This window comes from Myxococcus sp. CA005, assembly GCF_006518205.1.
GTDB classification, from domain to species: domain Bacteria; phylum Myxococcota; class Myxococcia; order Myxococcales; family Myxococcaceae; genus Myxococcus; species Myxococcus xanthus.
The window spans coordinates 38,794-56,331 of the sequence record NZ_SRLV01000034.1; the positions used below are offsets into that span (position 1 = coordinate 38,794).

Annotated in this window: 11 protein-coding genes; 5 read left to right on the forward strand and 6 right to left on the reverse strand. The window is 68.1% G+C overall.

Annotated features, from left to right (window positions below; translation table 11 throughout):
- Positions 1-88 precede the first annotated feature (88 nt).
- Positions 89-1,615, reverse strand: a complete 1,527-nt coding sequence (locus FMQ63_RS17145) for a ricin-type beta-trefoil lectin domain protein (RefSeq protein WP_225909446.1) — start codon at positions 1,613-1,615, stop codon at positions 89-91.
- A gap of 434 nt (positions 1,616-2,049) precedes the next feature.
- On the opposite strand from FMQ63_RS17145, the gene FMQ63_RS17150 reads away from it, so the two are divergent.
- A complete protein-coding gene (locus FMQ63_RS17150) occupies positions 2,050-2,547 on the forward strand; it encodes a GNAT family N-acetyltransferase (protein ID WP_011555423.1) in 498 nt (165 codons plus the stop codon).
- Between the two features lie 51 nt (positions 2,548-2,598).
- Here the strand turns inward: FMQ63_RS17150 and FMQ63_RS17155 are convergent, their stop codons facing one another.
- The 5 genes from FMQ63_RS17155 to FMQ63_RS17175 all read right to left on the reverse strand — a co-directional run bounded on the left by FMQ63_RS17155 (position 2,599) and on the right by FMQ63_RS17175 (position 8,111).
- On the reverse strand, positions 2,599-3,051 hold the full coding sequence (locus tag FMQ63_RS17155) for an acyl-CoA thioesterase (RefSeq protein ID WP_225888026.1): 453 nt from the start codon (positions 3,049-3,051) through the stop codon (positions 2,599-2,601).
- Entirely contained in the window at positions 2,972-4,048 is a 1,077-nt protein-coding gene (locus FMQ63_RS17160) for a YheT family hydrolase (protein ID WP_011555421.1), read from the reverse strand. The genes FMQ63_RS17155 and FMQ63_RS17160 overlap by 80 nt, the downstream gene beginning before the upstream one ends.
- The gene (locus tag FMQ63_RS17165; RefSeq protein ID WP_011555420.1) at positions 4,041-4,763 is read right to left on the reverse strand and encodes a hypothetical protein; all 723 of its coding nucleotides are present in this window, start codon (positions 4,761-4,763) and stop codon (positions 4,041-4,043) included. Before FMQ63_RS17165 ends, FMQ63_RS17160 begins: the two co-directional genes overlap by 8 nt.
- Positions 4,764-4,765: 2 nt before the next feature.
- Positions 4,766-5,779 (reverse strand): fatty acid desaturase, encoded by a 1,014-nt coding sequence (locus tag FMQ63_RS17170; protein ID WP_228556442.1) that lies wholly within the window; start codon positions 5,777-5,779, stop codon positions 4,766-4,768.
- Positions 5,780-6,032: 253 nt separating this feature from the next.
- A complete protein-coding gene (locus FMQ63_RS17175; RefSeq protein WP_011555418.1) occupies positions 6,033-8,111 on the reverse strand; it encodes a prolyl oligopeptidase family protein in 2,079 nt (692 codons plus the stop codon).
- Positions 8,112-8,380: 269 nt separating this feature from the next.
- Here FMQ63_RS17175 and FMQ63_RS17180 point away from each other — a divergent pair, with 269 nt between their 5' ends.
- From FMQ63_RS17180 to FMQ63_RS17195, 4 genes are all read left to right on the forward strand, one after another.
- The gene (locus FMQ63_RS17180) at positions 8,381-8,767 is read left to right on the forward strand and encodes a hypothetical protein (RefSeq protein WP_225888024.1); all 387 of its coding nucleotides are present in this window, start codon (positions 8,381-8,383) and stop codon (positions 8,765-8,767) included.
- Positions 8,768-8,791: 24 nt separating this feature from the next.
- Positions 8,792-9,769, forward strand: coding sequence for a peptidoglycan-binding protein (locus FMQ63_RS17185; RefSeq protein WP_011555415.1), 978 nt, complete (start codon positions 8,792-8,794; stop codon positions 9,767-9,769).
- An 18-nt stretch (positions 9,770-9,787) separates the two neighbouring features.
- The gene (locus FMQ63_RS17190; protein ID WP_011555414.1) at positions 9,788-14,800 is read left to right on the forward strand and encodes a hypothetical protein; all 5,013 of its coding nucleotides are present in this window, start codon (positions 9,788-9,790) and stop codon (positions 14,798-14,800) included.
- 458 nt (positions 14,801-15,258) lie between these two features.
- Complete coding sequence (locus FMQ63_RS17195; protein WP_020477839.1) at positions 15,259-17,490, forward strand: Ig-like domain-containing protein; 2,232 nt, start codon at positions 15,259-15,261, stop codon at positions 17,488-17,490.
- Positions 17,491-17,538 lie beyond the last annotated feature (48 nt).

A 17,538-nucleotide genomic window follows, 5' to 3' on the forward strand; every position in this document is an offset into this window, starting at 1 on the left:
GGAGGACCTCAGCGTGTCACGCCCGCGCGGCCCTCGGTGCCTGAATCGCCTCCAGGCACCCGGGTCGCTCGGTCAGGCGACGGAGGGTTCAGCGGTAGTCCCACTTCTGGTTCGGGTTGCCCGTGCACTCGTAGATGATGAGCCGGGCGCCGCTGGACGTGTTGTGGTTCACGATGTCCACGCACTTGTTGGCGAGCACGCTGACGAGGTCACCCGCGCCGCTCAGCACGAACTGCTGTGCCGGGTTGCCGCTGCAGTTGGCCAACTGGATGGCCGCGCCGTTGGCCGTGGAGGCCCAGGCCACGTCCATGCACTTGCCGCCCGCCTGAACGGTGCCGTTGATGAAGGTCCACCGCTGCGCGTTCGTGCCATTGCAGTCCCACATCTGGAGCTGCACTCCGTCGGAGAAGTTGGAGTTGGGTACGTCGATGCACTTGCCGTTGAGGCGCGACACGAAGGACCGTCCACTGCCGCCACCGCCCGTCGTGCGGAGCGTCAGGCCGTAGGCGCCCAGGATGGGGTTGACGGGTTGGTAGAACGTCTGCGGCGGATTTCCGTTGGCGCACGTGCCCGCCACGCCGGACGTCACGCCCTGGGCCTGGTTGCCGGAGATGACGGAGCCGCCGGAGTCGCCGCCGTCCGCGCACGCGTTCGTCTTGTGCAGGCCGTACACGGGCCCGACGGAGTAGTTGACGGTGATGTTCTTCGCCTGGAGCACGCCGCACCGCCAGCCGGTGGTGTAGCCGGAGCGGCAGATGGAGGCATTCACCGGAGCCTCCTGGGAGCCCGCGACGGTGACGTTGCCGCCGCTGTAGTTGTTGACCCACGGCTGCGGGGTCCACGAGCCATGGGTGGCCACCCAGCCGTAGTCGGAGCCGGGCCAGACGGAGCCACGGATGGTGCCCAGGGCCACGCCGTTGTGCCCCGTGGTGGGCGTGCCGGCGCCGCCGCAGTGGCCGGCGGTGACGAAGCCCCCGTTGACGGGGAAGCCCACCGAACAGCGGTAGTTGCTGAAGTAGTAGGGGTCACCGCCGCGCAGGTCATAGGCGGGCTCGGGCGCGTGGGTGGAGGCCACCACGCGGAGGCTGCCGTCTTTCAGGCCCGAGCTCTGCGCGATGAAGGCATCCGCGCGCAGCTTCGTCTGGCTGGAGGCGTCCACGTAGACGACGACGCTGTTCGTCGGCAGGTCGACGTACCAGGAGTGGATGGCGGGCGAGAGGGCCTGGACGTTCTGGTCCAGTTCCGCCTTCACCTGCTCCAGCCGCGCCAGGCTCCGCGCCACGTGCACGGTCCGCACGCCGGCGACCCGGGTCTTGGCGAGGCGGGCCTCGTCGGTGACACCAACGATGAGCTGGCCGCCCTCCGCGTCGAGCCAGGCGCCACCGAAGGCGTCGCCAAGTTGTTCACGCATCGTCTGCTCCAGCCCGGGCGCCTTCGCCTCGAAGGACAGGCGCTGATGCACCTGCTGCTCGGTGAGCCCAAGGTCCCGACGCATCGCGGAGACAATTTCTGGCGACACGTCGCTCGAGGCCTCGGCGGCCATCGGCAGGCCCGTCAGGGTGGCAAGGCCAGCGAACATCGCCGCGGTAGAAAGCCAATCAGACATTCGATTCATGGAAGTAGATGGGGAGTGTTCCCACTGCAGAGCGAACGCCAGGGCAGGGGACATCGCCTGCGCGTGGGAGTGAGAGGGATTCCCTGGCGTGATGTGGAGTCCGCATGAGCATGTGGCATGCCAATGCGGGTGCAGGGACTTCCAGGGCGAGTGAGGTGATGGCGTATGCCCCACTCGCAATTTTATGACGGACAGGTGGTGACAGCCGTCCTCGGCTGGTGACTGGTGTTACCACCCTGCGTCAGGCCGAAATCGAGCTGGCTGACGTTGGGACTGCTGCTGTGTGGCAGCGCGGCACACGCGGACGCGCTGCCGTACCCAGGTGGACAAGGTCGTGGTGGCCTGTCCCTGACGCGCGCGCGACGAACTGTACTGCTCCCTGGATGCAGCACAGCGGGCGACACGCCGGGAGGACGTAGGATGGCGTCACGCCCATGCGCACCCACACTGAGGCCATTCCCTACGAAGTCCACCGCGATGACGGGCTCGTCGCCTCCGACGACCCCGCGCGCATCGACCTGGACGTCGTCCATGGCTACCTGTCCCGCTCATACTGGTCCGCGGGCATTCCCCGGGAGACGGTCGAGCGGGCCGCTCGGAACTCGCTCGTCTTCGGGCTCTATTCGTCTGGAGGCCAGGTGGGCTACGCCCGCGTCGTCACCGACCGCGCGAGCTTCGCCTATCTTTGTGACGTCTTCGTCCTGGAGCCGTACCAGGGGCGGGGCCTGGGCCAGTGGATGATGGAGGCGCTGCTCGAGCATCCCGACCTGCAAGGGCTTCGGCGGTTCTTGCTCGCCACGCGAGATGCCCATTCACTCTATGCGCGTTGCGGCTTTCAGCCATTGGGCGCGCCCGCGTCCTTCATGGAGCGCCATGACCCGGACGTCTATGTCCGAAATCGAGAAGAGGGCGCGAAAGGGAAGGCAGATTGAGGTCATCCGGAAGGCCTGGGCGTGACGCGGGCCCAGGCCCGGGCCATTCAGTCAGTGGCTCTCCACCGCCGTCCGGTTCTGCCGGGCGGTGACCGCCTCAATCACCTTCTCCGGCGGGACGACGCCCTCGCGCCCGAGCAGCACCGCGGTGGACTCGCCCTCCGCCACCACCTTCCCGCGCGAGAGGAACTGGTGGGTGGCGTAGAAGTACTTCTCGTCCCAGCGGGTAATCGACATGGACACCGTGTACTTCTGGAACGGGCGAAGCGGCTTTTTGTAGTCCATGGTGTGGCGCACGATGATGGGCGCCCACTTCTGCTTGAGCATGAGCGCCAGCAGGCCCGTCCGGATGAACAGGTCGACCCGGCTCAAGTCACAGACGGTGAGGAACCGCCCGTTGTTCATGTGCAGGTTCAGGTCCAGGTCATTGGGCAGGACGCGCTGCTCCAGCGTGCTCGTCAGCGCGTCCACGCGCATCTCCGGCTTCCAGAGCGAGGAGAGCATGACCCACAACATCCTGAGATAGAGATTCATGTGCTTCGGACGGCTCCTGCAGGAAGAACGAGATGAGCCGGGCCGGCGGGTAGTAACCCAGCCCGGAGGAACGCTGATACATGAAACCCAGGTGCCCGCCATGCGGCGTCAGCTCCAGCCGCACGTGCTCCCGCAGCGCGCGTGCGTCGGGGAGCGTGTCCCGGGCGACGAGCGGGTCGTCCTCGGCGTTGAGGACGAGGAAGGGCACCTCGATGCCCGGCAGGAATTGCTGGCTGCTGCACCGCTCGTAGTAGTCCTCCGCGTCCTTGAAGCCGTGAAGGGGCGCGGTGAAGACCTCGTCGAAGGCCTGGATGCTGCGCATCCCATTCAGCGTCCCAACGCGTGAGGCGAACTCCGGCAGGTGGGCCTTGAGCCGCGCGACGCGCTTGTACGAGTTCAACACGCGGAGCTGGTAGAGCTGGTTGATGCCTTCGCAGGCCCGCCGGGCCGTGCTGCCCAGGGAGAACGTCAGGGACACGGCCGCCGCGGCGGACAGGTGGCTGGCGTGGCCTGTCTCCGCCAGGTAGCGAATCAGCATGCTGCCGCCCAGGGAGAAGCCCACGCCATAGAGTGGCGTGTGGGGCTCCTGCTCACGGACGAAGCGCACCAGCCAGGCCAGGTGGTCGGTGAATCCCGCGTGATAGAAGGGGGCCCGCCGGTTGGGCACGGCGCCGCCCCGGTGGCACAAGACCGCCGCGCGCAGGCCGCGCGGGGACAGCTCCGACAGCAGGCTGCGGACGTAGGTGGAGTCCTGCGTGCCCTGCATGCCGGGCAGCAGGATGAGCAAGGGCCCTGGCCGCGTCCGGTTCAGCCAGTACACGTCCACGAAGTCACCGTCCGCCAGCTCGTGACGGATGTGCTCGGTGAGCACGTCGTGGCGGCGCCGGTCCAGGTGGGGGACCACGGTCTGCACGTGGGAGAAGCGCAGCCACCAGGGGACGTGGAAGGCGTTCGCATGCTCAGCCATGGACGGTCCGCGTCGGGGCCTCTTCGGGCAGCGGCATGCCCACCTCGGCCATGACGCTCAGGTCCTTCTCCGTCAGCACGCGGGTGCGCCGCCGCACGATGTCCGCCCCCAGCACCAGATTGAAGTTGGACACGCCGCCATAGCGGTGGTGCAGGAAGTGGTTGCGATAGACGGCGCGCATGTAGCGGGTCCGCAGCAGCCACGCCAGCCACCGGGGCGCCGTGCGCTGTCCTTCCTCGAAGGGCATGTGCAGGTACGGGTGGACGAAGTGGCTCATGAAGGGCGGCAGCAGCAGCGTCACGCAGCCGGCCAGGAAGGCGATGGGCTTGAGCGTGAAGTAGAACACCGGGAAGAAGATGACCAGCGGGGCCACGAAGACGAAGGCGCCCTCTCCGTGCAGCCGGGTGGCAAAGGCACCGTTGATGATGGTCCGGCCGTGCTTGCCTCGCTGGAGCAGCTCCTCGGTGAGCTTCTGCTTCTCCTCCTCGCTCCGGAACTGCGTCACGTGGTTGCTCCGGAAAGTCCTCACGTGGTGGATGGTGTGGTGGGAGAAGTGCGTGTTGATCATCGGCCGGAACAGCCGCGGCGCGCGGTTCCAGAAGCGCACCGCCTTCGGACGCGCGTCGGACACGTACTCGTGCATGAAGGACTCGACGTACGAGGAGATGACGTACCCCAGCACGAGTCCGAGGAGGACATGGACGTAATCAGGCATTTTCAGCGTTCCTCGCCGGAGAAGGTCAGCACTCGGCCCAGCTGACCTGTCGGCTCGATGGAGGGCGGGGAGGCCAGCGGTGTCCTGGCCTGGCCCGCGTGGACAGGGGGAAAGCCCGTCATCCTGCCGGTGGCCTCGTCGTACACCTTGAGGCGGAAGGCGCGCACCGAGTCGCGCAGACCCAGCTTCACGCCCTCTTCGGCCAGGCCGTGCTGCTCCATGTAGCCGCGCAGCAGGTAGTTGGGAATCTGGGGCTTCAGGTGATGGACGTGGTGCAGGTTGATGGCGCCAAAGAGCCACTCGAAGGCGCGTGGAAGCACCAGGTGACTGCTGCCCTGGAGCGCCGAGCCCTTGAGGGACCACTGCGCCCGCGGAACCCAGTAGGGCCGCTCCACCTGGTGCTGCACGAAGAAGAGCCAGATGCCCAGGCCCGCGGCCACCTGGGTGATGATGAGGTGCACCACCAGCCACCGGGGCCAGTCACCCAGCGCCAGGAACGCGAGGTGGACGGCCACCAGCGCCAGGTTCGTCACCAGGATGGAGCGGCGCTCGGGCCTGCGCTCCTTGGCGACGATGCCCGGCATGCGGAAGCGCAGCAGGAACTGGAAGATGGGCCCCACGCCCAGGAGGACCGCGGGGTGCCGGTACAGCCGGTAGCGAAGGCGCTGGGAGGGTTTGAGCGCCAGGTACTCCTGGGCCGTCATCGTCACGATGTCGCCCACGCCGCGCCGGTCGAGGTCTCCGCTGGTGCTGTGGTGGACCAGGTGCATGGCCCGCCAGTACGCGTGCGGCGCCAGCGTCAGCATGCCCAGCACCACGCCCACCCGGTCATTCGTCACCGGACGCTGGAACAGCGAGCGGTGGGCACAGTCGTGCTGGAGGATGAAGACCCGGACGAGCACGACGCCCGCGAGCACCGCCAGCGCCACGCCGCCCACCAGGCTTTGGGCGAAGAAGACATAGCTGGCCCCCGCGAGCAGGACATAGGCGCCCACGCATCCCACGAGCTGGACCACGCTCCGTTGGGTGCGCGCCCGCCAATCCCGGGACTGGGCGCGAGAATCGCTAACGGTGGATGCGTCAGATGGCATGGCTGCCCCGAATCCCCAGACCTCCCCCGAGGGCTGTCAATCTGGGGATTTCCGACATAACGCGCGTTGATTCTTGAATCAAGAAGCCCCGGGGTGGTGGGGCGCTTGACGTCGTCGGACGCCGAATTCTCCAGCGGCCTCGGGGGCTCTGGGGGCCGGGCCCTGCGGCGCAGGTGCCTCAGCCCGGTGAGACGCCGAGCGCCCCACAGTAGAAGCAGAGCTCGTCGACGTCCTGCTCGATGAGCGCCGTCAGGGTGGTGCCGCCCCCATGCCCGGAGTCGCGAAGCGGGAGCAGGAGAAAGGGCCCGCCCTGCGTGCCTTCTGCCTGAAGTCTGGCGACCATCTTCAGCGGGTCGTGGGGTGGGGCGGTCCGGTCGTTCAGCGCGGCGACGAAGGCCATCCGGGGGTAACGGAGCCCGGCTCTGACATTGTGGTAGGGCGAGTACCCCGCGAGGTAGGCACCCTCAACCGGGTCCTCGGGTGAGCCGTATTCGACGGTGGCCGAGCTCAGGTAGCCGAAGCTCGGGAAGCGCAGCATGTCGAGCGTGGGCGCGCGGCAGAAGACGGCACCAAAGGACGCGGGGGCCTGCATGGCGGTGACGGCGACCAGCAGCCCACCATTGCTGTTTCCTCGCGAGGCCAGCCGGGCAGGCACCGTGTAGCCCTCCGAGACGAGCCAGCGCGCCGCCGCGATGAAGTCGTCGAAGGCGTTCTGCCGGCGTGTCTTGAGGGCCGCCTCGTGCCAGGCGCGGCCGTACTCTCCGCCGCCCCGGACGTTGGCGAAGGCCAGCACGCCGCCCCACTTCAGCCAGGCGGCTTGGAGCGACGTGAAGCGCGGCTCCACGGAGATGTTGAAGCCGCCGTAGCCACTCAGCCTCACGGGCCACTGTCCGTCGCGCGGCAGGTCCTTCCGGTGGACGAGGAACATGGAGACCCGGGTGCCGTCGAGCGACGGATACCAGACCTGCTCCGTCACGTACTCGGACGCATCGAGCCCGACGTCAGGGACGTGGTACGGCGTCAGCAGGTCTGCGTCGTAGTCGTAGCGATAGACAGAGGGGGCCTGCACGTACGACATGAAGTTCACCCACACCTCGTCGCCCCGCCATGGGCCACTGACGCCGCTGACGATTCCCTCTCCTTCGTTGCGATTTACGGCGCCCAGGGCTGGGAGCTTCAGGTCGCGCAGCCAGGTGCCGTCCTCGGCGTGGATGCGCACGTGGTGCGACGCCGCGCGTGAATAGACGGCGTAGAGCCGGCCGCCGACGCCTGCGACAGTCTGAAGGGTGTGCTCGCTTTCCGGGATGAGCGTCCGCCACTGGGTGGGCGCCGTCAGCGGCGCGGTGCAGAGCCTGCCTCGTGGTGCGTCGAGGTCGGTATGGATGAGCAGGGACTCCCCGATGACCTGCACCTGATTGAGGGAGGTCATGGCTGTTGCCACAGGGATGCGCGCATCATCCGCGAGGCGCAGCAGGGTGATGACGTTGGCGTGGACGTAGTCCCACTTCGCGAGCACGGCGAAGCGGCCGCACTCGCTCACCTTGACGGTGCACCAGTACTCCTTTTCGTGGTCATCACCGAAGACGCGCCGCGCGGGGGCGCCCGAGCCCAGCCGGTGCTCGTAGACGGCGTTCCAGTGAGCCTCTTCGCCCGTGGGCACCTCGCCGGGGTCGGGGTTCGCGGCGTAGAAGAACCCGGATGCATCGGGCCGCCAGGCCACCGAGGCGTGGCTGGTGCCTCGGGGGCGGTCCGGCAGCAGCCTCCCCGTCGAGACCTCGAGGACGTGAATCAATGCGCCGTGGGCGCTTCCCACGGCCTTGCCGAACGCGACGAATGCGCCATCCGGGGAGGGGACCGCGAAGACGAGCACCTCGTTGCTCGCCCACGTGTTGGGGTCGAGCAACGTCTCCAACGGCGCCCCTTCGTGGCGCCGGAGCAGGAGCTTGAGCTTGTCGTCGCGCGCCTCTGCCTGCCAGAGGAACTCACGCCCCCCCGGACCGGCGGCAATGGGCGGGGACCTGCGTGCGTGCCGCGCGGAGCGGGTGACCGCTTCGCGCAGTGCCTCGCGTCCAGGGAGGGCGTGGAGCACCGATTGCGTGAGGGCCTCCTGCTCGGAAATCCACGCCTGCGTCTCCGGCGCATCGAGCTGCTCCATCCACGCGTAGGGGTCGTCGAAGCGCTGTCCGTGCAGCGTGTAGCCGCTCCGCGCGTCTCTGCGTGCGGAGGGGGACTTGCAGGTCCGGTCCACGGGCGTCATCGGATGTTCCTCCACGGGGCGTCGGTCCTGGCGCGGACGTTCATGCAGGAAGGCGCGGCGAGGTTGTAGCCCAACCGCGCGGGGGCCACCTTCGCGCGGCGCGGTGTCGAACTCCGGTATTACGCGCGTGAATCCGATGAATTCGAGGAGGCCCTGGTGCTCGGCGTGGAGCGCGTCGCGGCACCTTGTTTGATTCGCGTGAAATAGAAATAATCCCACGTCACTCCATCGGGACGGTTTCAACGTTGTTGCGGATTCGCGAGTCGCAGATGAGTTCGTTGCGCAGCGCCGCGATGGACAGCCGCGTCGCGCAGCTCGTCACGGCGCTCCTCGCGGAGCCTTCGGCGGCGGAGCCTGGATGGACCCGCGAGCGGCTCGAGCCGGTGGTGCGCAGGGTGGTGGACCGGGGCATCTTCTCGCTCGACGACGTGCGCGTGTACGTGCAGCTCGCCGAGTCGCTGGGGGATGACTTCGAGTCACAGCGTCGCCACGCGTGGATGCGCTCGTGGCTGGATGACGCCTCCGTTTCGGACCCTGTCGCGCGTCTGCACCGCGTGGTGCGCGAGCGCCGCCGCCGCGAGGACGTGGCGGCGCAGAACCAGCGGAAGGAAGCGGCCTTCCGCCTCCGCCACGCCCCGCCCGGCGAGGGCCGCTGACTTTTCCACTCCCAGGAATGCCTCATGCCCCCTTCCTCGACTTCACGGCAGGACCCGGCGGTTGCTCCATGCCCATTACAGGCGGGCAAGGGGCAGGTGGAGGTGGTCGTCGTCGATGACCGCGAGACGCCGCTGTCCGGCGTGGCGGTGGAGCTGGCGCAGGGGACAGCAGACGAGGCGCTGCGCACGCGCACCGACGAGCACGGCGTCGCGCTGTTCGAGGGGCTCGAGGAGGGGCGCTACCGCTTCCGGTTGCTCGACGTGGAGCCTGGGCTGTGGCGGGTGCTCGGCCGGCTTCCCCTGCCTCCGCGCGCCGCGGGCGCAGCGCCTCGCTGGGGTTCCGTCTCGCGGCCGAAGCCGCTGTCCTGGACGTGCGAAGGGACGGAGTCGCTCGCGGTGCTGGCGGCGAAGTTGGGTGTGCGTCCCTCGCGACTCATCGATGCGAGCACGGGGCAGCCGCTCACCCCGGAGGTGGCTCCCGCTCCGGGAACGCGTGTGGAGGTGCTGCCCTTCTCCCATGAGTGGACGACGGTGGAGACCGGCTTCCGGCATGTGGTTCACCGCATCGGGCTTCCCCTGTCCCTGGTGGTGGTGCTGCGCGACGGCACGCACCACCCCCGAGCGCACCAGCCCTACCTGTTGAAGGTGTGGCTGGACGACGAGGAGGAATTGCCCGCGCGCGAGGGCATGACGGACGCGGAGGGCCGCATGGCGCAGGTTCTGCCCGCACGCGCGGCGCGGGGCGAGGTGACGGTGTCGCCCGGCCGCGACGACGAGCGCAAGGTGACGCTGCGCTTCGCGGCGCTGCGCGCGACGAGCGCTCCGGAGGGCTTGCAGGAGCGGCTGGAGAACCTGGGGTTCTCCTGTGGCGGCGAGCGTGGCCAGTTCGGCCCGAAGACGCGCCTGGCCGTGGAGTGGTTCCAGTACGCGCTCGGGCTGCCTCTGAGCGGAGAGGCCGACGAGGCGACCTGCGCCGCGCTGGGCCTGTTGCACCGCTCGTAGCACCGGAGGTCTTTCGTCATGCAGTGCCCCAACTGCGCGCTCGGCACGATGCGCGACCTGTCCGTGACGCCGCCGCGCTGCTTGGAATGCGGCGCGGTGCTGGTCCCGGCGCCTCCCATCACTCCCCCCTTCCACGGCTCGATTGAGACCGAGGTCGAGCGGCTGGAGAGCGGCGACTACGACGACGTCCTGGACGACTTCCTGGACGACGAGGAGCCGTACCGACTCTCCAGCAACGAGATGCGTGATGAGACGCTCCGGGCCTCGCTGGTCACCGACGACATCTCGCCCCCGGAGTCGCCACCGTCCAACACGATGGGCGACGACGTCGCCGAGGAGCGCTGTGTTCCGCTGGGCTCGGAGACCACCGTCTCCGACAAGCCCGTCGTTCCGCCGAGCTTCCCGTTGCGGACGCTCCTGTGGAACATCGCGGACCTGGGCGGAGGCCCGAGTGGAACGCTCCCGGTGCGCAAGCCGTGGACCATTGCCGCCCTGGCCCATGTCATCCGCACGGCGAACGCCGACATCGTCACCATCCTGGAGCTGAAGAAGAAGGGTGGCATCCGTCTGGTGGAGCCCAAGCCTCCGGTCCAGATGAAGCAACACACGGGCCGCGGAGGCAGCGGGACGAAGCTTCCGGTGTTGATGCGAATGGCGTCGGCGTTCGTCGAGCCCAATGGCTACCAGGTCAAGACTGCCCCCGACACGCTGGTCGGTCAGATTGCGGAGCAGGAGGCGGGGCTCCTCAACGACCTGGCGAAGTACTTCGCGGAGCACGTGCGGCGGACCATCTGGCCACGAGACGAGCAGGACACGGGCGCCGAGGCGTGGGACCCCTCCCATATCGAGTGGAGCGAGACCTCGCAGGCGCTGGGAGCCGACAAGCTGGGCATCATCGAGGGCCGGCTCGATGCGGCCTGGGCGGCATGTGAGCCAGACCTCGTGAATCGCTTCGGCAGGCCTCCGGTGAAGAAGGCGAAGGGCGAGGACGGCGAAGAAGACGAGGAACCACCCGAGGCGCTCGTCGCGACGTCGATCGACGTGCACGGGAAGAAGAAGGCGAAGCTGGATGCCTACTGCCTGCTCTGCGTGCGGCTGCTCGTGGAGGAGGGCTACTACGACTGGCTCCAGCCCCACGAGAACCGCTACTCGTCTACGGAGAAGGACTCGAAGAAGGGAGGCGCGGAGGCGAAGGAGAAGGCGAAGCGGGACGACCTGGCGAAGCTTGGCGTCGCGCTCCTCCGCGAGCACTGCGGCATCCTGTTCCACCGCTACCTGGCGGTCATCGCGGGCCTGGACGCCGAGGATGTCCCGGCCAGGCAGGAGCAGGTCCTCGAGAACATCCTGCACCGCTCCAACGACGCGCATCTGCAGCGCGTCTACAAGAAGAAGCTCGCCGAGTACCTGGAGCGCAAGAGCGAGGTGGAGGACGCGCCGGAGTCGCACGCGGGGCTGCGCGAGTTCCTTCGCATCCGTGATGCGCTGAACGACCAGTGCAAGGCGCGCGGTGAGGAGGTCTATGCGTCGTGGCCCGCGGAGGTGCCCGACAAGCCCGTCAAGGGGCTCTACACCCAGGATGAGGCGTACGGCGTCCTGTGGCGCAAGTCCAAGCTGGACGTGGACGAATCGGCCATCTCGTACCTCAGTGCTTACGTGGCGAAGCGCTCGCCGGGTGGCGAATCCTCATCGATGGATATCGACACCACGATGGGGGACGAGGCGGAGGAAGAGCAGGCGCAGACCGTCAAGAGTCTCTACAGCAAGCGTGAGCCCATCCGGATTCCGGTGCGGCTGGCGCAGGTACGGAACGCGCCCGAGGTGAGCGTGGTGGCATGGCATCCCCCCGCGCCGGGAGACCGCAACAAGAACGCGCGCGGCACGGACTTCCGCGCCTTCCTCCAGTACTGCAAGGACGAGCGCCGCGAGAAGGTGCTCGGTGTGGTGCTCTCGGACCTGAACATCGACACCGCGCGGCCCAAGGCCGAGCTCGCGAAGGATGGCACGCCGTACATCGACACCTGTGTGGAGCGCCTGTCGTTCCACCAGTTCTTCCAGACGCTGCTGGGGCCGGGGGCGGATGCGAGCCATCTGTACGCCATGGCGCCCCAGCTCTCGACCATCGCCAAGAGCAAGTTCGGCAGTTGGGCCGTGGACAGCGAGAAGGCGTTCGGGGACGGCTCGCTCAAGACGCTCCGAAGCTTCGTCAACAGCCGCGTGAAGCCGGAGATGTTCGCCCCCTTCAAGATGTCGACGGGCCACGAGTTGCGGCCAATGTTCTCGTCCGCGGAGGACGTGCTGGCCCACATCGAGTCGTTCATCACGCCTCCGCAGCAGCGCTACGGGGCGAGCGGCTACGACAAGATTCTCGTGTACTCACGGCGGACCGATGGCTGGATGCTGGAGCAGTCGTCGGTCTACGTCATCCCGTTTCCCATGGCGCTCGCGGACGAGAAGGAGAAGGGGCTCTTTTTCATCCACGGCGACCTGCTGCCCAGGCACCTCCAGCCATTCTGGCGGCTCATCCAACTGGAGGACGCGAAGCTGCCCGAGGACAAGCGGCTCTTCGACCACCTGCGTGCCCCGGGCGTGAAGCTCACGGGCTCGGAGGACGCGCGCTGGGAAGAAGTCATGGCCGCCGCGAAGAAGCTGAGCGACCACATGCCGCTCGTCTCCGACCTGCGGCTCATCTACAGCGGCGAGGAGGCGCTGGTCGTAGAGGAGGTGGAGGTCACCACCGAGACTGGGTCCTCCGAGCTGGGCCACTTGGCAGCGCTGTGTGCCGCCTATCAGAAGTCCCAGGCCACGGATGACGAAGCCACGGAGGCGCTCGGCGCGATTCTGGACGCCGCGGAGAAGGTCCCCGCTTCGGACCATGCCCGTTCCAACGCGCTCGTGGCGGAGGCCATGCAGTGGAGGGAGACGTTCGCCGCGCTGCGGAGCGCGGGCTTCGACCGGGAGGCGTACTGGGACCATCGGCCCGCGCTGGAGTCGGAGATGGGGACGGACCAGGGGGGCGGCCAGGGCATCTCGCTGGACAGCTACCTGGGCTCCATCCACCAGGGGCGGGTCCACAACGCGGGCGGGGGGGACTGTCTGTTCCGCTCGCTGTCCCAGTTGTTCTTCGGCACCGAGGCGCACCACCGCGAGGTGCGCCAGGCGGTGGTCAATCACCTGGAGGACCTGCTCGCCGGGCAGTCGCTGGACGACGGGGGAATGGTGGGGCCCGCGACGGCGGCGACGTTCCGGCAGGACATGGGGCTGCTGCTCGACTGGCACCGTGAGGCCTGGCCTCACGAGCCCGCCTATCGCCGCGTGGCGGGCATGGACCCCTGGCGCCAGTACCTGCGGGCCATGAGCCGGGACAGGGTTTGGGGCGACCACGTGGTGCTGGCGGCGGCGTCCCACCTGTTCCAGGTGCGCTTCGAGATGTTCGCCCGGACGGGGGCGACTTCGTACTGGACGGACCTGGTGGACTTCGTGCCGCGCACCGAGGGACACGCGGCGCGGCCCCTGCTCCGGCTGGCGAACCTGGGCAACGCACACTACGAGGCGGTGGGGCCCACGGATGCGCCGCTTCCCGCGGCCGCGGCATTCCCCGCCGAACTGGCGGCGCTCAGCGAGCGCCGCCGCCGCGATGAGGGGCCGACACCTCCGCCTGGTTCGAAGACCGTCGAGTCTCCGCGCTCAGCGGCGACGTCGACGAAGAGCGCCACCGCCACGTCGGCTCCGCCCACGGTGGGCCCGGTCTGCAAGTGGCCTCACACGTGCTACTTCCAGTTCGACACACCCACCCACCACCCGCACGCACTCTTCCTCTTCGGGGAGAACGCCGTCGCGAAGAAGGCCAGATACCCCCAGCCGGACACCCAGGCCGTCATCCGGATGAACTCGAACGCGCTCGGGATTCGCACGTGCTGGGTGCCGGGCAAGGGGATGGAGGACGCGGACCTCGCGAAGAACCAGCAGGCCATCGATGAGGACTGTGCCGAGGCCGTCCAGCTCCTGAAGAGCGGCAAGTACACCACACTGGTGGTGCCGTGGAACCACTCGCGCGGCCATGTGGACATCGGGACGGGCGTCGCCAGGTTGCCGGGCAATGCGCCCAAGACGTGGGCGTACCTGACGAAGAAGATCGACGAACTCATCGGCTGGGCAAACCAGCACCTGGGTACGGTGCTGGTCGTCCCGCAGGTGAACGTGCTCGTGCCTGCCGTGGTGCGGCAGCAGGCGTCGGACCTCCACGTGCAAGAGGTCTCGGACGTGATGAGCCAGTCTGCCTCCATGGGCGATGACTCCAGCACGAGCGTCTTGTGGCAGCCGAACGTGGTCTCGTTGAGAACGCTGCTCTTCTCCGGCGCGACTTCCCCTGAGACGGGGCTGCTGTCGGACAAGGACTACGAGAAGAACAAGGCGATGTTCGACGAGGACCTGGACGTGCTCACCCAGAAGGTGGAGAGCGGCCAGTACCGCAGGCTCGTGCTCGAACGAGACGATGAGGGGCGCATCGTTCTTGGCACGGAATTGGGGAAGCTCGACAAACACGCGCCTCGGACGCTGGATTATCTGCGCGAGCGCCTGGAGGCGTTGTGCAGGCGCTGTACAGAGGTCCACGTCAAGAGCGCGACGTGGAAGGGGCAGGTCGTCGAGGAGTCGCAGTACCTGGACTTCCTGTCCGCCGGCGATGGCCGTACTTCCTCCGAGGGAATCAAGCGCAAGAAGCCAGGCGTCGTCGTCGAGGGCTGGGATGACGACGACGTCACCCAGGCGATGGACCCAGCGGCCTGGGGGACTTCGGCGTTCTCGAACTCGGGCTTCAGTGGAGGCGCCCCGTCGTCGCAGTCCTTCTCGGGCTCGGGACAGGTTGCGCCGTCGAACCATAAGAAGCGCAAGTTCCTGGGGCCGCCTGCGAGCGCCGAAGAGAACGAAGAGGTGCAGCTCATGAATGGCGATGACGTGCCGCCACCGCCTCCCGTCTGGGAGGAGGGGGATGAGGCGGACCCCAAGAAGCAGAAGAAGGGGCCGACTGGGTAGGGCCTCGGCATGGGGCAGTCATTTGGAGGCGGCGCGTCAGGCCGTGACGCAGGGCGTGCTGGAGGCTCTCCGGCCTTCCATGAGTCGCAAGTCTGGCGCCACTCTCTATCTAAACACATCCAGTGGCGGGGACATCCGCTGCGTGGGCTGCCAAAGCCACGCATGCCATCAGCACTCGCCGACGGTTCCTGATGCACAAGCGGTGTGACTCCGGCGCGTGACACGTCCACTGGCCCGCGTTGGAGGCCAAGTGCATGGACGCTTGCTGCGGCGGCGCGTATGAGAATTGCGCAGCCAACCTGGAGATACCCAACATGAGCAGACAACGAAGTGTCTTGGCTGCACTCGGCGTGCTGGCCGTTGCCCTCGGGGTGACGGGTTGCTCGCCCGAGTGCGAGACCTCATCGGACTGTGCGTCGACGGGGGCGACCCCGTACGTGTGCGTCGAGGAGAAATGCGTGCCCGACGACTCGCCCTGCGCGGCAGGATGTGGCAGCGGCACGGTGTGCGACGAAGCGGCGGACAACGGACGTGGCGTGTGCGTCCAGTGCCTGAGCGACGCGCAGTGCGGCGGTGATACGCCTGTCTGTGACATCACCAGCAAGAGCTGCAAGACGTGTCTCGAGGGCGCCGATGGCAGCGCCCAGGGCTGTCTGACGGGACAGGTCTGCAACGCTGGCGGCAACGGCGGTCTCGGCGTGTGCGAGGGCTGCGGCAGCAACGCCGAGTGTGCCGAGGGCACGCCGCAGTGCAAGCCCGGGACCCCGGGCGTGTGCGTGGAGTGCCTGGAGAACAGCCACTGCGCCAACGGCGCCCAGCCGGTGTGCAGCGACAACAACGTGTGCGGCTGCACCGAGAGCGCGCAGTGCGGTGGTGAGACGCCACTGTGCGACACCGCTCGGGACAACGGGCAGGGCGAGTGCGTGGAGTGTATCGACAACGGCCAGTGCACCGCGCGGCAGAGCTGCAACGCAGCTGGAAGGTGCGAGACGTTGACGGGGCTCGACGAGGCGAACGCGCAGATTGCCGCCTTCCACGCGGCCCCCACGGGCGACCTGCCCGAGCCGCTGTCCCTCCAGGGCGCCTTCGTCACCGCCATCACTCCGGATACCGCTGAGCCCCGCGGCTTCTTCGTGCAGGCCACGGCGGAAGGCCCCGCATTGTTCGTCAGCCACTCCGACGCGGTGCAGGTGGCCGTGGGGGACCGGGTCTCCTTCAAGGTGGTCACGAAGATCCTCCAGTCCGGCAACGCCGCGGCGGATTACAAGCTGGACACCGCGAGCGTCATCTCCGACTTCCAGAAGCTGAGCTCGGGCCACCCCGTGCGGAAGCTCGCGGCGGACGGCGGCCTGGTGACGCACGTCACCGACGACGCGGTGGTGAACCTCGACACCTACGAGAGCCGGCTCGTCCGGGTGACCGGCAGGGTGACCACCACGGCGGGCGCCGGCAAGCAGGCGGGTACCGGCTATAAGATCGCGCAGTTCGCGATGGACGGGACCCCGCTCACGGGCGGGTTGGGGCCGCGGCTGCGCATGCCCACCGGGCTGGCCGACCTCGTCGGCGTCGGGCTGAACTGCCGGGTCTCCGTCGAGGCGGGCGTGATGTGGCGCTACGACGATGCGACCAACACCCCCAATCCCCAGACGCCGTACTACCCCATGCCCCTGGTGACGGCCTTCTCGCTGTCGGATTTCTCGGTGGATTGCTCGGGAACGGCGATCACCCTGAAGGTGCAGACCGTGGTCCCGCTGTCGCCCACGCAGTTGCGGGTGACCTTCGAGCCCGGCATCGACCCGGGCACCCTCGCGGACGTGGCGACCCAGTTCACCTTCGGTGACAGCGGGCTGACCGCCTCGGCCTACACCCTCGACGAGAAGACCCTGGTGCTCACCACGACCGCGCAGGAGCCCGGCACGCAGTACACGCTGTCGGTGGACCCGTCGGTGAAGAGCTACACCGGCGTCAGCGTGAGTGGGACGGCCACCTTCAAGGGCTACCGGGTGCCGGCGCTGCTCGTCATCAACGAGGTGAACCCGAACATCACCACGGGCGTCTCCGCGACGAACAACCGCGACCTCATCGAGCTCAAGGCCGTGACGGCAGGGGCCATCGAGGGCATCACGCTCACCGAGGAGGCCACCAGCGTGTCCCGGCTGGCGACCCTGCCGGACGTGACGGTGGCCGCGGGGGACCTCATCGTCATCCACTTCCGTCCGAACTCGGCCGAGCTCGCTGCGGGCAATGACACCCTGTCCAAGGACGAGAAGACGTACGAGACGTTCTACCCGGGGGCGTGGGACGTCGTGACGGGGACCAGCAGCCATCCGACCTTCAATGACCGCCTGCTGCGCCTCGCGAATCCGCAGGGCGACACGCAGGACGTGGTGGCCTTCTCCCACAAGAGCATGACCGCCGCCCGTCCGCCCAACTACCCCGTCGTCCTCCGGGCCGCCCAGGAGGAGGGCCACTGGAGTCCGGTGGACTGCCGCGGTGAGACGGCCACCCCGGTGCCGTGCGCCTACGACAGCGCTCCGCTGACGGCGCTCGACGTCTCGGTGGACTGGGGCGTGGTGGAGGAGAACACCCAGAGCGTGTCCCGCTATCAGGGGGCCGACACCCACTCGATGGTGGACTGGGCCTTCTCGGAGACGTCCAGCTTCGGCGAGGAGAACCCGGCCCGGCCGTAGTCCGGCTGGCGACGCTCCCCTGAAGTAGCGAGGGCCGCGCTCCCGTGC

Excerpts from the sequence above, each read along its gene's own strand:
- FMQ63_RS17145 (WP_225909446.1), bottom strand. The coding sequence starts at position 1,615 with ATGAATCGAATGTCTGATTGGCTTTCTACCGCGGCGATGTTCGCTGGC.
- FMQ63_RS17150 (WP_011555423.1), top strand. The coding sequence starts at position 2,050 with ATGCGCACCCACACTGAGGCCATTCCCTACGAAGTCCACCGCGATGAC.
- FMQ63_RS17155 (WP_225888026.1), bottom strand. The coding sequence starts at position 3,051 with ATGCTCTCCTCGCTCTGGAAGCCGGAGATGCGCGTGGACGCGCTGACG.
- FMQ63_RS17160 (WP_011555421.1), bottom strand. The coding sequence starts at position 4,048 with ATGGCTGAGCATGCGAACGCCTTCCACGTCCCCTGGTGGCTGCGCTTC.
- FMQ63_RS17165 (WP_011555420.1), bottom strand. The coding sequence starts at position 4,763 with ATGCCTGATTACGTCCATGTCCTCCTCGGACTCGTGCTGGGGTACGTC.
- FMQ63_RS17175 (WP_011555418.1), bottom strand. The coding sequence starts at position 8,111 with ATGACGCCCGTGGACCGGACCTGCAAGTCCCCCTCCGCACGCAGAGAC.
- FMQ63_RS17180 (WP_225888024.1), top strand. The coding sequence starts at position 8,381 with ATGAGTTCGTTGCGCAGCGCCGCGATGGACAGCCGCGTCGCGCAGCTC.
- FMQ63_RS17185 (WP_011555415.1), top strand. The coding sequence starts at position 8,792 with ATGCCCCCTTCCTCGACTTCACGGCAGGACCCGGCGGTTGCTCCATGC.
- FMQ63_RS17190 (WP_011555414.1), top strand. The coding sequence starts at position 9,788 with ATGCAGTGCCCCAACTGCGCGCTCGGCACGATGCGCGACCTGTCCGTG.